The organism is Nocardia sp. FDAARGOS_372, assembly GCF_002554515.1.
GTDB classification, from domain to species: domain Bacteria; phylum Actinomycetota; class Actinomycetes; order Mycobacteriales; family Mycobacteriaceae; genus Nocardia; species Nocardia farcinica.
In genome coordinates this window covers 953,868-968,322 of the sequence record NZ_PDDW01000001.1, presented here as the reverse complement: position 1 = coordinate 968,322, position 14,455 = coordinate 953,868, and the positions used below count along the sequence as shown (strand labels likewise).

The window sequence follows — 14,455 nt, the reverse complement described above, 5'->3', positions numbered from 1 at the left end:
GGGTGGACACGATCGACGACACGGTGGGCGCGGCGGCGCCGTGCGCGGTGCTCTTCGACCGCGACGACACCCTCATCGTCGACGTCCCCTATCTCGCCGACCCCGCCGGGGTGCGTCCGGTGCCCGGCGCGGCCGAGCAACTGAACCGCCTGCGGGCGGCCGGAATCCGGGTCGGGGTGGTCAGCAACCAGTCCGGCGTCGCCGCCGGGCTGATCAGTCCCGCGCAGCTGGCGGCGGTCAATGCCAGGGTCGAGGAACTGCTCGGACCGTTCGACACCTGGCAGGTGTGCACGCACGGACGCGACGACGGATGCCGGTGCCGCAAGCCCGAACCGGGGCTGGTGATCGACGCCGCCGCCGCGCTGGGCACGGTGCCCGCCGACTGCGTGCTGATCGGCGACATCGGCTCGGACGTGGCCGCCGCCGTCGCGGCGGGCGCGCGCGCCGTATTGGTTCCCACCGCCAAGACCCGCCCCGAGGAGATCGCCTACGCCCGGGAGGTGGCACTGGTCGCGCCGGATCTGGCCGACGCGGTGACGCTTGCCCTGTCGGGCACGTCGAGAAAGGACGTACTGTCGTGACCAGCTCGAAGGTGCAATCCACCCGTCATCTCGTCCCCGGTACCGGGGCCGAGCTCGAGCGCCACTTCGACGCGCTCTCGAACGCGCTGCGGCGCAATCTGTCTCCCGCCGTCGCGCACATCTGGACCTGGGGCGAGGAACTGGCCCGCGTCTATCAGCGCGGTGGGCGGCTGTTCACCTGCGGCAACGGCGGCAGCGCGGCCGAGGCCCAGCACCTGTCCGCCGAGCTGACCGGCCGGTTCCGCGGCGAACGGCAGCCGTTGTCGGCGATCGCGTTGCATTGCGACACGTCGAGCACCACCGCGATCGTCAACGACTACGGCATCGACGAGATGTTCGCCCGCCAGCTGCGCGCGCACGGCCGTCCCGGCGACGTGCTGGTGGTGTTGTCCACCAGCGGCTCGAGTCCCAACGTGGTCGCCGCCGCCAAGGCCGCGCACGACATCGGCATGGCGACCTGGGCGATGACCGGTCCCCCGCCGAATCCCCTTGCCGCCCTGTGCGACGACGCCGTCGCCATCGAAGCCGACACCGTCGCCACCGTCCAGGAGATGCACCTGGTGCTGGTGCACGCGCTGTGCACCGCGCTCGAGGCCGCGCTGGAGGTGCGCTGACATGGCGGCCACGGGGCCGCTGGTCGTGGTGGGCGACATCCTGCTGGACGTGGACGTCGAGGGTACGGCGGATCGGCGCAGCCCGGACGCTCCGGTGCCGGTCGTCGATGTCACCGGCCGCACCTATCGTCCCGGCGGCGCGGGCCTGGCGGCCAGGCTGGCCGCCGACGACAGCGCCGAGGTGGTGCTGATCGCCGGCTTCGCCCCCGACGAGGCGAGCGAGCGGTTGCGCGCGCTGCTCGGACCGCGGGTGCGCGTGGTCGCCCTGCCGCTGCACGGCGCGACCGTCCGCAAGGAGCGGGTACTCGCCACCGGGCCGTGGGCCCGGCCCGGCGCACGCGGCGACCAGCGCGGCCGCCGGGCCCTGATCACCCGCATCGACTACGGCGACGGCCGGATCGGCACCGACCCGCTCCCGGACGACGCGCTCGACGCGCTCGCCGCCGCGCGCGGTGTGCTGGTGTCGGACTACGGGCGCGGCGCGAGCGCGCACCCGCACCTGCGGGCGGTCCTGAAGAACGCCGCGGCGCCGGTGGTGTGGGATCCGCATCCGCGCGGCGCGGCCCCCGTGCCGGGCATGACGCTGGTGACACCGAATCGCGGCGAGGCGCTGGACCAGCTGGCCGCCCCGCCCACCACGGACACCGACCTGTGCGCGCTGACCCGGCGGTGGGGCGTTCGGGCGGTGGCGGTCACCCTCGGGTCGGAGGGCGCGCTGGTGTGCGGGCGGCACGAGTGCACCCGGATCGCCCTGCCCGCCGAGCGGCGCGGCCCGGACGGGTGCGACACCTGCGGCGCGGGCGACCGTTTCGCCACCGCCGCGACGGCCGCACTGGCCGACGGCCACGACCTCGAGCAGGCGGTGCGGCGCGCGGTGTACGCCGCGGCCGATTTCGTGGCCCGCGGCGCGGCGGGCACCGTCTCGGTCACGGAAACTGCGGTGCCCGAACCGGTCTCGGTGACGTCGTGGGCGTGACGCTGGCGCTGCGCGCGCTCGGGCTCGGCGATCTGCTCACCGCGCTGCCCGCCCTGCGCGCCCTGCGCGCGGCCCGCCCCGACGACCGGCTCGTCCTCGCCGCCCCCGGCTGGCTGCGCCCGATCGTCGACCTGGCCTGCTGTGTGGACGAACTGCACGAGACACCCGGCCACGGCCGACTGCACTGGACCGGCCCGCCGCCCGACCTGGCGGTGAATCTGCACGGACGCGGACCCCAGAGCATCGCCGACCTGCTCGCCACGGGCGCGGCGCGGCTGATCACCCACGCGCACCCGGATTTTCCGATCCCGGGCCCGTCGTGGTCGCCGACCGCCCACGAGGTGCGGCGCTGGTGCGATCTGCTCGCGGGGGCCGGCATTCCCGCCGATCCGGCCCGCCTCGACCTGGCTCCCCCGCCCGAGGGCACCCCGCACGCGGGCGCGGTCGTGGTGCATCCGGGCGGCAGTTCGGCCGCGCGGCGCTGGCCCGCCGACCGGTTCGCCGAGGTCGCCGCCTACCTGCGCGGCCACGCCGACCGCGTGCTCGTCACCGGCGACGCCGCCGAACGGCCGCTGGCCGAAACCGTCGCCGCCCGTGCGGGTCTCGGCCCGGACGCGGTGCTGGCGGGCGAACTCGACCTGCGTGAACTCGCCGCCACGGTGGCCGGCGCGGCCCTGGTGGTCTGCTCGGACACCGGCGTCGGGCACCTCGCGACCGCCTTCGGCACGCCCTCGGTGGTGCTGTTCGGCCCCAACCCGCCCGCCTGGTGGGGTCCGCCTCCGCAGCGCCGCCGCCACGCCGCGTTGTGGGCCGGGCACATCGGCGACCCGCACGGCGACACCGTCGACCCGGGCCTGCTCGCCCTCGGCACCGACGAGGTGATCGCCGCCGTCCGCGCCCAGCTCACCCGGTGGCCGCCCCGCGCGCGCCAGGACAGCCCGGCGCCCTCCTGACACCGGCACCGTAGCGGCCTCGACGAGGCGCGCTACCCCATCGCGATCGAGGCGATCAGTGTGCGCCCGGCCTGGGTGCGGGTGGCGATGACCTGGGTGAAGGTCTTGGGCTGTTCGTTCGGGTACTGCTGGGTCAACCGCACCTCCCAGCGGGCCAGCCCGTCGAGCGCGGGCGCCGCCGTCGCCTTGCCGATCCGCACGCAGTAGCGGGTGCCGACCGGCACCTGATCGATACCGCGCTGGATCTGGTCGGCGGGTGGGACGGCGGCGTCGGGGGTGACGACCGCGCGGGCGGCGGCGCCGGAACGCAGCACGTAGTAGGCGTGCTCGAAGGCCAGGATCGCCGACGGTCCGTCGGTGGTGCCGCCGGGGCCGGTGCCCGAGACGATGTCACCGGAGTTGCGCTGCTCGCAGCCGGGGGTCGCCACCGGGGGCGCGACCGTGGTCGGTGCGACGGCCGGGGGCGGGGCCGCCACCGAGGTCGGCGCGCTCGACGGCGCGGAACCGGGCAGCACCGCCCACAGGATCGAGCCGACCGCGACCAGCACCCCGACGACGACCAGCACCGCCAGCACCCGGTCGCCGCCGGAGCGGCCGTCCTCGCGCTGGGGACGCGGTCTGCGCAGCGCCGGGCCCGGATTGCCGCCGGTGCGGTCGACGAGCGAGGGCAACAGCCGTGGCGCCTCCTCCGCGGCCGGTTCCTCCGGCTCCGGCGCGGGCTCGTCGAGTGGAGCGCGCGGCAGCGGCGGCTCGCCCGGACGGGCCCGCGACGGCGACGGCTGGAGCCATTCGGACCAGTCGCCGCTGGGGCGCGACTGATCGGGCACCGGAAGCGGCGGGATCGGTTCGCCGGTGCTGTGCGCGTCGATCACTCCCGGCTCCGGGCGCGGCGGGCGACCGCGCTCGGCGGCCGGTGGCCGCTTGCGTTTGCGCCTGCCCTTGGGCGGTTCGGGCAGCCGCAGCATGGGCAGGCCGGTGTCGAACGGGTTCGGGTTCGGAGGTGTGCGCGGGTCTCGGTCAGAGGGCGTCATCACCGAAGTCGCCGATCACGGCGGCGGGCACCGTCACCGTCTCGGGCAGGATCTCCGACGCGGGCACCGTCACCCCGAGCTGACCGTCCCGCGGCCTGCGGTCCTGATCGCCGCCGACCGCGGGCGGCATCGCCATCCCGCCCGTCGTACCCGGCTGGTGGGCGGGCGGCTCCGGCGCCGGCTCGGCCGCGAACGGCGCCTGGGCCAGCGGCGTCTCGGGTTCGGGGGCCGGGACCGATTCGCCCGCGGGCGGCTCCGGTTCGGGTTCCTCGGCGGGTGGCGGGTCGGTCTTCGGTGCGGGCGCGGCGGTGCCCGGTGCGGCCATGAGCGGTGCGGAACTCGACGGGCCGGTGCCACCGCCGAAGTCGATGAGTTTGGACGGCGCGCCACCGGACTGGCCGCCCGCGCCGTTGTTCGTGGTGCTGCCCGGGTTCAGCAGTTCGGGGATGGCCTTGTCGATCGCCTTGTCCGCCGAGGCGGCGACGGTGTCCATCGCGTGCGTGCCGACCTCGACGATCTTGTCGATGAGGTGGGTGCCGATGTCGACGCCGGCGGTGATCGCCGCAGTGCCCAGCTGCACGCCCGCCGAGACGAGCTGCTGCTGCAACTGCAACTGCGCGATCAGCGCGGGGTCGAGCGGTTGGCCGTCGGCGGTGGTGGTCGGATATCCGGTGCTCGGCGTGTTGGCGAAGTAGGTGACCGGCGTGGACGTACCGCCGATACCGCCCTGCCCGGTGACCCCGGCGGGCGTGGTGACGGTGAGCGGGCCCATCGCGTCCAGGCGCCCGGTGTGCCCGTCCATCTCGGTCCGGGCCGCGGTGACCGTGGTGATGGCCTCCCGCAGCGCGGTGGCGGCACGGTCGATCACCGCGTCGGTCTCCGGCGCGGACCCGGCGTTGGCCAGGATCACCCGCGCGTCGGCGCGGAAGTCGGCGATGATCTGGTCCACCTTGCGGGCCGCGCGCGCACTGGTGGCCTGCGCGTCGGCCAGCACCGACAGGTAGGCCGGGCCGCGATCGGAGATCTCCCCGAGCTGGGTCTGCGTGGTGCGCAGCGCGGGCACGGCGGCGTCGGCGCCGGTGGAGGTCCAGGTCGATTCGAGGGCGTGCAGGCCGTCGCGGTGCGGCGCCTCGGAATCGGCCGCCCGGTTCGCCGCCGCCGACAGCGCGGTGGTGATCCCGCGATCGGGCAGGGTGGCGCCGGAACCGAGCGAGGCGCGCAATGCCAGCATCGGCTGCACGAGCGCGGCGATCATCGGCGGGTCGGCCGCCGGATCGGGGGTGACGGAAACGGTGTCGTTCGCGGCGTTTTCGGGGCGGCGCCTGCGTAATCCGGTGAGCGTCCTCATGCCAGCTCCTCCCCCGCCTTGTCCAGCGCGGCGGCCGTCTCGGCGTCGCCGGTCCGCATCGCGCTGTCGTAGTCGCGCAGCACCCGGCCGTAGGCGGCGACCAACTGGCCCGCCGTGGTGAGGGCCTGGGTGTGTTCGGCGACCGCGGCGGTGAACCGGGCCGCGAATCCCGCACCGAGCAACCCGAGATCGGCTTCGAGCCGCGCCTGATCGACCGCCCCGGCGCTGGCCGCCGCCGCGTCGGCGAGTTGTTCGGAGACGGTGTCCGCTATCGCGGTGTACGCGGCGATCGCCGCCGGATCGAGCTTCAGCGTGTCCATCGTTCCCCCTTCACGGAAACCAAACTGATCGCTGCCGCATCACGCCCCACCATCCTCGCATGCCGGGCAGTGGAATAACCCCTGGCAGCCCGAAAGTTGGTGCCGGTATACAGAACGCGGGCACGCGCTGCCCGAATCCGACCCACCCGAGGAGATCCGCGCAGTGGCGACCGAGACGACATCAGCAGGCATCGGCTTACGTTCCGACCGTGGTCCGATCCTCGCCGCGCTGATGTTGTCCACCGGGCTGGTCGCCCTCGATTCCACGATCATCGCGACCGCGGTGCTCTCGATCACCCGGTCTCTCGGCGGATTCGCGCAGTTCCCGTGGTTGTTCTCGATCTACCTGCTGGCGCAGGCGGTCACGGTGCCGATCTACGGCAAGCTCGCCGACACGCTGGGCCGCAAACCGGTGATCCTGTTCGGCATCGGCATGTTCGCGGTGGGTTCGCTGCTGTGCGGACTCGCGACGAGCATGCCCGGGCTGATCGTGTTCCGCGCCCTGCAGGGTGTGGGCGCGGGCGCGATCCAGCCGATGACGATGGTGATCGCGGGCGATCTCTACACCCTCACCGAGCGGGCCAAGGTGCAGGGCTATCTGGCCAGCGTGTGGGCGATGTCCTCGGTGGCGGGTCCGCTGCTGGGCGGGGTGTTCGCCGACTTCGTCAGCTGGCGCTGGATCTTCCTGATCAACCTGCCGCTGGCCGCGGTGGCCGCGTGGACGCTGGTGCGCAGCTTCCACGAGCACCCGCAACGGCGCGATCAACGCATCGACTACCTCGGCGCGGCCCTGCTGACCGTGGGCGCGGGCGCGGTGATCCTCGGCCTGCTCGAGGGCGGGCAGGCGTGGGCGTGGTCCTCGCCGGTGAGCATCGGCGTCTTCGGCGGCGGCGCGCTGGCGCTGGTGCTGTTCGTGCTGGTGGAACGGCGTGCGGGCAACGCGATCCTGCCGCTGTGGGTGTTCACCCGGCGGGTGGTGGTGGCCAGCAGCCTGATGTCGGTGCTGATCGGCGCGCTGCTGCTCGGGCTCACCTCCTACGTGCCGACCTTCACCCAGGGTGTGCTCGGCACCGGCGCGCTGGTCGCCGGTCTCACCGTCGGCGCGTTGACGCTGGGCTGGCCGCTGGCCGCCTCGCAGGCCGGGCGGGTGTACCTGCGCATCGGCTTCCGCGGCAGCGCGCTGATCGGCAGCGGCCTGGCCGTGCTCGGTGCGGCGTCGACCTTGCTGATCGACCAGGACTCGACGCTGTGGCAGGTCTCGCTGTCGTGTTTCGTGATCGGCGCGGGCATGGGCCTGGTCGCCACGCCCAGCCTGATCGCGGCGCAGACCAGCGCCGAATGGTCCGAGCGGGGCGTGGTGACCTCGGCGAACATGTTCGCGCGCTCGCTGGGCAGCGCGGTGGGGGTGGCCGTGTTCGGCGCGATCGTCAACGCCCGCGTCGCCGGTGCGGAACACCCGGCGCCGGCGGTGCTCGCCGACGCGGTGCACCTGGTGTTCGTCGCGGTCGTCGTCTCGGCGGTGGTGTTGCTGGCCGCCTCGGCCATGCTGCCGGGCCGGGCGGTCGACGGCACCGGGTAGCCCGGGATTACCGGCCCGGCGCGGGACGTTGTCCTGACCAGACATCCGTTCGCGAAGGAGCCCCATGATCGACGTCCCACTGTCCGTGCTCGATCTCGCGCCGGTGCAGGAGGGCGCCGACCCGGGTGCCGCGCTCGCCGCGACCACCGAGCTGGCCCGCCGCACCGAGGAGCTGGGCTACCGGCGGTTCTGGGTGGCCGAGCACCACAACATGCCCGGTATCGCCAGCTCGGCGCCCGCGGTCCTGATCGCGCACGTGGCCGCCGCCACCAGCCGCATCCGCGTCGGTTCCGGTGGGGTCATGCTGCCCAACCACGCGCCGCTGGTGGTCGCCGAACAGTTCGGCACGCTGCACGCACTGCATCCCGGGCGCATCGACCTGGGCATCGGCCGCGCCCCCGGCACCGACCAGGCCACCGCCCGCGCGCTGCGCCGCACCGAGGCGGGCCTGTCGGCGGAGAACTTCCCCCAGGAACTGGCCGACCTGCTGCGCTACTTCCGCGGCACCGGTCCCGGCGGCATCGCCGCGACGCCCGGCCGGGGCGAGGAACCCGAGATCTGGTTGCTCGGCTCCAGCGGCTACAGCGCGCAGGTCGCCGCCGTGCTCGGCCTGCGTTTCGCGTTCGCCCACCACATCAATCCGGCCGCCACCGAGGCCGCACTCGCCTTGTACCGCACCGAATTCCGTCCGTCCGCGCAGCTCGAGGCGCCCTACGCGATGGTCGCGGCGGCGGCGCTGTGCGCCGACACCGACGAGCGGGCCGAGGAACTGGCCCGCCCGCGCGACCTGGCCTTCCTGCAGCTGGCCGCGGGCAGGCCGCGGGAGCTGCCCACCCCCGAGCAGGCCGCGGCCTTCCAGCCGAGCGAGGGCGAACGCCAGTTCATCGAACAGCGCCGCGCCGGACAGGCGCTCGGCTCGCCGGAGACCGTGCACGCCCAGCTCACCGACCTGCTGCACCGTACCGAGGCCGACGAGCTGATGATCAACACGCTCGTCTACGACATCGACGACCGCACCCGCTCCTTCGAACTCATCCGCAAGCTCGCCCAGGGCTGATCCCCCGGCTCGGGGCGGGTCACCGCAGGGGGAAGCCCTGGTTGTGCAGGGCGGTGCGGAGGCGGTCGCGGCCGGCGAGGCTGCGGGCGGAGGCGAGACGGGCCAGCACCCGCTCGGTCCAGGAGTGCGCGAGATCCTGCTCGCCGTAGAACTCGGCGATGCGGCGCTCGTAGGTGGCGACGTGCGAGCGCTGCTCGGGGAGCCGGTAGGTTTCCCGGTGCAGTACCGCCTGCTGTGGCAGGCGCGGCTTGACCTGGGCGCGCTCGGCCGGGTCGGGATGGCCGACCACCAGGCCGAAGGTCGCGAAAACCCCTGGCGGGAGCTGGAGTTCGGTTGCGACCGCCTCCGGATGATTGCGCAACGCCCCGATGTAGACCGTGCCGAGGCCGAGGGATTCGGCGGCCACCACCGCGTTCTGCGCCGCCAGCGCCGCGTCGATGAAGCCGACGTAGCTGGACTCGAGATAGTCGGCTCCGGCCAGCGGGGCGTCGTGGTCGGCGGCGAGCTGGCGCAACCGCGCGAAATCGGCCGTCCACACCAGCAGCAGCGGCGCCCGCACCACGTGCGCCTGGTCACCGGCCAGGGCCGCCAGCCGGGCCTTGCGATCGGGGTCGCGGACCGCGACCACACTCCACACCTGCAGGTTGGACGAGGTCGGCGCCGACTGCGCGGCCGAGATCAGCAGCCGCAACGTGTCGTCGGACACCGGGTCGGGCAGGTAGCGGCGCACCGAACGGTGCTCGTGCAGCACCGCCAGTGTGGCGTTCCACACGGCGGGCTCGGGCACCTGCGCGTCCCGGTACCGGGTGCGCACGGTCTCGGCCGGAGAGGGGGCGATCTGCGTCATGGCGGTCATGATGGTCGCCGCGGGCCACCCCGTCTCCGGTAACCCTCACCCTGAACCGAAAGCGCGGGGCTCAGTTGCGGGCGAGGCGGCCGGTGGCGGCGGTGACGGCGGCGGCGAGGACGGCGCGGACGGCCAGGCCCGCGGCGACCAGCGGGGCGGCGAGGATCCAGGGGGTGCCGCGGTGGTAGTCGCAGTAGAAGCGCAGCGCCGAGCGGTGGTGCGCGCGGACCTTGCGGAAGGGCGCCGAGCGCATGCTGCCGCCCTCGCGGTGCCGGATCTCGACGGTGGGGTCGAGGACGACGCGCCAGCCCGCCCGGTGCATGTTCAACGCCATCTGCACTTCCTCGAAGTAGAGGAAGTAGCGCTCGTCGAAGCCGCCGACCTGGTCGAAGGCGGCGCGACGGAACAGCATGCAGCAGCCGGAGATCCAGTCCACGTCGCCGGGGCCGGTCAGCTGCGGGCCGAAGTAGCGGCGGGTGGCCGGGTTGCCGGGCCACACCCCGCCCAGCAGGGCGTGCGCGACACCGACGAGCAGCGACGGGAAGCGGCGGCCGGACGGGTACGGGGTGCCGTCCAAGCGCAGGATCTTCGGGCCGATCATGCCGATGCGGTCGTCGGCGCGCGCGGTCTCGACCAGTCCGGCGACGGCACCGGGCGCGAGCTGGGTGTCCGGATTGGCGACCAGCAGCCATTCGGCGTCGGTCTGCGCCGCGGCCTGATTGATCGCCCGCGAGAGGCCGACGTTGCGGGTGTTGCGGATGACGCGGCCGCCGTAGTCGGCGACCAGGTCGGGACCGTTGTCGGTGCTGGTGTTGTCCACACACACCACGTCCACCGCCAACGGCTCCACCGCCGGACCGAGCGAATCCAGGAAACGGGGCAGATCCTCGGCGCTCTGGTAGGTCACCAGCAGCACCCCGACCGTCTTGTCACGCATGGGCCGCGAACCTACCAGCGCGCGGCGTTCGGTGCGAAGTCGAGGCGCGGCCCGCGGCCGACGGGCTCAGCGGACTCCGAGCGCCAATCTCTCGATCACCCCGGCCAATCCGCTGCGGACCGCCGCCTCGTCGCCGGTGTCGAGGCCGTGCAGCACCTCGTGCCAGGGTCCGAGCCGATGCCAGAGCAGCGCCCGCCGCCGGAGGTCGTCGGTGGGTTCGTAGGCGGCGGCGACGGCGGCGGCGAACTCGGCGGGCGCACCGTACAGGGGCCAGGCCAGATCGTTGGCCGCGTCGCCGAGGTGGAGGTCACCGAAATCGATGACGCCGCTGACCCGATCGTCCGCCACCAGGATGTGCTCCGGGCCGAGATCGCCGTGGACCACGGTGTCGGCCGGGAGCTCGCACGCGTCCGCGAGCACGGCATCGGCGCAATCACGATGCGACGCGGGCACTCTGGGAACGACCTGCGCGCGGAATCGGCCGACGGTGGCCACGCGGTCGCGGTGCGTGGCCGCCGCGGGCGCGAGACCGTGCCGGACCGCCGCCGACGCCGAACTCCCGTGCAGCGCGCGCAGGAAGCCGCCGAGGACGCGACCGTGGTCGGCCCGCGGCGTGGTCAGGGGCTCTCCGGGCACGAGCGCATGACGCACGACGAGCGGGTCGGCCTCGACCACCACGGGAACCGGAACCGGCAGCGGCAGTAGCGGAGCCAGCCACGGCATCACCCGCGTCTCGCGCAGCAACTGTTCAGCCACCTCGGGCCGCCGCGGCCGCCGCTCGACCCACCGACCCTCGACCAACGTCGCGACACTGTCCCATCCACCGGAGAACTCCACGCCTCACGGTATTACCCCTGCTCCCCCGCCCGCCGCCGGGCACGGTGGGACGGTCGCCCGCCGTGCCACCGGTCGCCGTGCGCACACAGTTCGCCGGGGGGCGATCGTCGCGCCGGTGTGCGGATCGACCCACACCGGCGCCGACCCGACCAGCCGCGGCACGAGCAGAGGGAACAACCCGCTGCTCGGCCACTGCACGAACTCGCGGCCCGCCAGCCGGCCTTGGACGACATCGGCGACCCACACGGCGGCCGCGCCGTATCCGGCGTCCATCGTCAACCCGTGCCCGATCCCGAACTCGCCGATCCCGCGCCCGCGCTCCCACCCGACGACGACGTCGTACTCGCCGGTGATCACCAGGCTCCACACCAGCCGATCGACCGCCGCATCCGCCCGTGGCGTGCGGGCGACCGCGGCCGGCGCCCGCATCCACGCCGCGTGCGGGCGATGCGGGGATCGGCCGGTGGCGCCGGGGCGTCCGCGCGCATCAGGAGGCGCCAGACGAGGCGATCGTCGTCCCCCGGGGGGGCGGAAAGGGCACGGCGTCATCTTCCCTCCGCGCGGTCGTGGCCCGGGTGATCAGCCGGCGCGGGTCTGCGTGTCGAATGCCGCCTCCGGCCCGCCGAGCTCGTCGGGCGGCAACCGGCGCACACCGCCCTTGTCGGCGGATTGCGCGAGCAGCGCGTAGGCGCGCAGGGCGGTGCTCAGCGGACGGTGGCGGCTGCGCGGGCGGTAGCCGGTGCGGCGTCGGTGGGCCAGGCGGCGGGCGATTTCGGCGTCGTCGACCTCGAGCCGGAGGGTCCGGGACGGGATGTCGATCGTGATCCGGTCGCCGTCGGCGACCGCGGCGATGGTGCCGCCCGCCGCGGCTTCCGGGGAGACGTGGCCGATCGACAGACCGGAACTCCCGCCGGAGAACCGCCCGTCGGTGACCACCGCGACCGACCCCGCCAGCCCACGGCCCTTCAAATACGCCGTGGGATACAGCATTTCCTGCATGCCCGGCCCGCCGCGCGGTCCCTCGTACCGGATCACCAGTACCGTGCCCGGCCGCACCCGGCCGGAGAGGACCGCCGTCACCGCCTCCTCCTGCGATTCGGCGACCACCGCCTCGCCGGTGAAGACGTGCAGGTCGGCGGGGACACCGGCGGACTTCACCACGGCTCCGTCGACGGCGAGATTGCCGCGCAACACCGCCAGTCCACCGTCCTCGGAGTAGGCGTGCGCCACGTCACGGATGCACCCCGATTCGGCATCGAGGTCCAGTGACGCCCACCGCGCCGATTGCGAGAACGCCGTCGCCGAACGCACCCCGCCGGGCGCGGCGTGGAACAGGTCGACCGCCGCCTGCGCCGGATTCGGCCCGCGCACATCCCATTCGGCGAGCCACCCGTCCAGCGACTCGCTGTGGACCGCCCGCACCGTCGTATGCAGGTGCCCGCCCCGGCGCAATTCACCGAGGATCGCCGGAATCCCGCCCGCGCGGTGCACATCCTCCATCAGATGGCTGCCGTTGGGCGCCACCTTGCACAGACAGGGCACCGCACGGGACCGTTTCTCGATGTCGGCCAGGGTGTAGTCGAGCCCGGCCTCGTGCGCGGCGGCCAGCAGATGCAGCACGGTGTTGGTGGACCCGCCCATCGCCAGGTCCAGCGCCATCGCGTTGTCGAACGCCGCCCGTGAGGCGATCGCGCGCGGCAGGACGCTGGCGTCGTCGCGGTCGTAGTAGCGGCGGGTGATCGCCATGATCGTTTCCCCGGCCGCCTCGTACAGGTCGCGTCGGGCGGTGTGGGTGGCCAGCGTCGTGCCGTTGCCCGGCAGCGCCAAGCCCAGCGCCTCCACCAGGCAGTTCATCGAGTTCGCGGTGAACATCCCCGCGCACGAGCCGCAGGTGGGGCAGGCGTTCTCCTCGATGGTGGCCAGGTCGGCGTCGGAGGTGGCGTCGTTGACGGCCTCGCTCATGGCGGTGATCAGGTCGAGCCGGCGCACCGTCCCGTCGGCGAGCGTGGCGCGCCCGCCCTCCATCGGCCCGCCCGAGACGAACACGGTCGGAATGTCCAACCGCATCGCCGCCAGCAGCATCCCCGGGGTGATCTTGTCGCAGTTGGAGATACACACCAGCGCGTCGGCGCAGTGCGCCTGGACCATGTATTCGATCGAATCGGCGATGAGGTCGCGCGAGGGCAGCGAGTACAACATGCCCTGATGCCCCATCGCGATACCGTCGTCGACGGCGATGGTGTTGAACTCGCGCGGAATGCCGCCCGCCCGGCGGATCGCGTCGCCGACGATGCGCCCGACCGGTTGCAGATGGGTGTGGCCGGGAACGAACTCGGTGAAACTGTTGGCGACGGCGACGACCGGTTTGGCGCCGATGTCGGCGGCGGGCACGCCGGAAGCGCGCATCAATGCCCGCGCACCGGCCATGTTCCGCCCGTGGGTGACCGTCCTGGAACGAAGTTCTGGCATGTCCCGAGCCTGCCGCGACGGCCGCCACCTGCGAAGACGCCCGTAATACCAGTAGTAGGACCACCAGTTCTAGGATTGCTCGGATGAGCACCACAGCCCAGCGGCGGGCCGAGCTCGCCAGCTTCCTGCGCGCCCGCCGCGCCCGGCTGGACCCGGTCACCGTCGGCCTGCCGCCCGCGGGGCCACGACGGCGCGGCGGGCTGCGCCGCGAGGAGGTCGCCACGCTCTCCGGGGTCAGTGCCACCTGGTACACCTGGCTCGAGCAGGGCCGCGACATCCAGCCGTCCCGCCAGGTGCTCGACGCGCTGGCCGCGACCCTGCGCCTGACCCCCACCGAGCACCACTACCTGCTGTCGCTCGCCGGTTACGCGCCGCTGCCCGCGGCCGACGAGCCCGCGAACCACCGTGCGCCCGAGCACATCCAGCACCTGCTCGACGCCGTGCCGTTCCCGGCGTACGCGATCGCGCCCGACTGGCAGATCTCCGGCTGGAACGCGGCGTACCTCGAGCTCTACCCGAATGTCGCCGCCGTCGCCCCCGCCGACCGCAACCTGCTGTGGCTGGTGTTCACCGACCCCTACGTGCGCGACCTGCTGCCCGACTGGGAGATCACCAGCCGCCGCTTCCTCGCCGAATTCCGCGCCGAGGCCGGGCCCCGCCTCGGCGATCTGGCCCGGTCACCGGCCATCCGCCGGCTCCTCGACGACAACGCGACCTTCCGGCAGGCCTGGCGCAGCCATCACATCGAGGGATTCGCCTCCCGGGAACGGGTCTTCCACCACCCGGTGCGCGGCGAGCTGCGCTACGAGCACCACCGCCTCGCACCGGCCGACCACCCCGACCTGCACCTGGTCATGTACACCCCCGTCGGACCCGGATGACCGGTGCGGCGGCCGACCGTCGGCG

General features: G+C 73.7%; 15 protein-coding genes. 7 read left to right on the top strand and 8 right to left on the bottom strand.

Annotation, left to right across the window (positions count from 1 at the left end):
- The first annotated feature begins 2 nt into the window (after positions 1 to 2).
- Genes CRM89_RS04955 through CRM89_RS04940 form a run of 4 tightly spaced genes read left to right on the top strand, consistent with a single transcriptional unit; the run spans position 3 to position 3,124 of the window.
- Positions 3 to 581 carry an HAD family hydrolase gene (locus CRM89_RS04955; RefSeq protein ID WP_011208926.1) on the top strand — a complete coding sequence of 193 codons (579 nt, stop codon included), beginning with the start codon at positions 3 to 5 and terminating at the stop codon, positions 579 to 581.
- A complete protein-coding gene (locus CRM89_RS04950) occupies positions 578 to 1,195 on the top strand; it encodes an SIS domain-containing protein (protein WP_011208925.1) in 618 nt (205 codons plus the stop codon). The genes CRM89_RS04955 and CRM89_RS04950 overlap by 4 nt, the downstream gene beginning before the upstream one ends.
- 1 nt (position 1,196) lies before the next feature.
- Complete coding sequence (locus CRM89_RS04945) at positions 1,197 to 2,171, top strand: PfkB family carbohydrate kinase (RefSeq protein ID WP_098083336.1); 975 nt, start codon at positions 1,197 to 1,199, stop codon at positions 2,169 to 2,171.
- On the top strand, positions 2,162 to 3,124 hold the full coding sequence (locus CRM89_RS04940; protein WP_098083335.1) for a glycosyltransferase family 9 protein: 963 nt from the start codon (positions 2,162 to 2,164) through the stop codon (positions 3,122 to 3,124). The genes CRM89_RS04945 and CRM89_RS04940 overlap by 10 nt, the downstream gene beginning before the upstream one ends.
- A gap of 32 nt (positions 3,125 to 3,156) precedes the next feature.
- Here the strand turns inward: CRM89_RS04940 and CRM89_RS04935 are convergent, their stop codons facing one another.
- The 3 genes from CRM89_RS04935 to CRM89_RS04925 are packed head-to-tail and all read right to left on the bottom strand — an operon-like array spanning position 3,157 to position 5,823.
- A complete protein-coding gene (locus CRM89_RS04935; RefSeq protein ID WP_127516065.1) occupies positions 3,157 to 4,155 on the bottom strand; it encodes a hypothetical protein in 999 nt (332 codons plus the stop codon).
- Positions 4,142 to 5,503 (bottom strand): hypothetical protein, encoded by a 1,362-nt coding sequence (locus tag CRM89_RS04930; RefSeq protein WP_098083333.1) that lies wholly within the window; start codon positions 5,501 to 5,503, stop codon positions 4,142 to 4,144. The genes CRM89_RS04935 and CRM89_RS04930 overlap by 14 nt, the downstream gene beginning before the upstream one ends.
- On the bottom strand, positions 5,500 to 5,823 hold the full coding sequence (locus CRM89_RS04925; protein ID WP_060591786.1) for a hypothetical protein: 324 nt from the start codon (positions 5,821 to 5,823) through the stop codon (positions 5,500 to 5,502). Before CRM89_RS04925 ends, CRM89_RS04930 begins: the two co-directional genes overlap by 4 nt.
- A 127-nt stretch (positions 5,824 to 5,950) precedes the next feature.
- Between CRM89_RS04925 and CRM89_RS04920 the strand changes: the two genes are divergently transcribed.
- A complete protein-coding gene (locus tag CRM89_RS04920) occupies positions 5,951 to 7,402 on the top strand; it encodes an MDR family MFS transporter (RefSeq protein WP_098083332.1) in 1,452 nt (483 codons plus the stop codon).
- Positions 7,403 to 7,466: 64 nt separating this feature from the next.
- A complete protein-coding gene (locus CRM89_RS04915) occupies positions 7,467 to 8,459 on the top strand; it encodes an LLM class flavin-dependent oxidoreductase (RefSeq protein ID WP_011208918.1) in 993 nt (330 codons plus the stop codon).
- A gap of 19 nt (positions 8,460 to 8,478) precedes the next feature.
- Here CRM89_RS04915 and CRM89_RS04910 read toward each other — a convergent pair whose 3' ends face one another.
- The 5 genes from CRM89_RS04910 to ilvD all read right to left on the bottom strand — a co-directional run bounded on the left by CRM89_RS04910 (position 8,479) and on the right by ilvD (position 13,549).
- The gene (locus CRM89_RS04910) at positions 8,479 to 9,306 is read right to left on the bottom strand and encodes an NADPH-dependent oxidoreductase (RefSeq protein ID WP_081433301.1); all 828 of its coding nucleotides are present in this window, start codon (positions 9,304 to 9,306) and stop codon (positions 8,479 to 8,481) included.
- 70 nt (positions 9,307 to 9,376) lie between these two features.
- A complete protein-coding gene (locus tag CRM89_RS04905) occupies positions 9,377 to 10,243 on the bottom strand; it encodes a glycosyltransferase family 2 protein (RefSeq protein ID WP_060591789.1) in 867 nt (288 codons plus the stop codon).
- Between the two features lie 66 nt (positions 10,244 to 10,309).
- Positions 10,310 to 11,080: a phosphotransferase family protein gene (locus CRM89_RS04900; RefSeq protein WP_098083330.1), complete on the bottom strand. Its 771-nt coding sequence runs from the start codon at positions 11,078 to 11,080 to the stop codon at positions 10,310 to 10,312.
- A gap of 3 nt (positions 11,081 to 11,083) precedes the next feature.
- Positions 11,084 to 11,509, bottom strand: coding sequence for a hypothetical protein (locus CRM89_RS04895; RefSeq protein ID WP_098083329.1), 426 nt, complete (start codon positions 11,507 to 11,509; stop codon positions 11,084 to 11,086).
- Between the two features lie 150 nt (positions 11,510 to 11,659).
- Positions 11,660 to 13,549 carry a dihydroxy-acid dehydratase gene (ilvD, locus tag CRM89_RS04890; RefSeq protein WP_098083328.1) on the bottom strand — a complete coding sequence of 630 codons (1,890 nt, stop codon included), beginning with the start codon at positions 13,547 to 13,549 and terminating at the stop codon, positions 11,660 to 11,662.
- Positions 13,550 to 13,632: 83 nt separating this feature from the next.
- On the opposite strand from ilvD, the gene CRM89_RS04885 reads away from it, so the two are divergent.
- Positions 13,633 to 14,430, top strand: a complete 798-nt coding sequence (locus CRM89_RS04885; protein ID WP_098083327.1) for a helix-turn-helix transcriptional regulator — start codon at positions 13,633 to 13,635, stop codon at positions 14,428 to 14,430.
- Positions 14,431 to 14,455 lie beyond the last annotated feature (25 nt).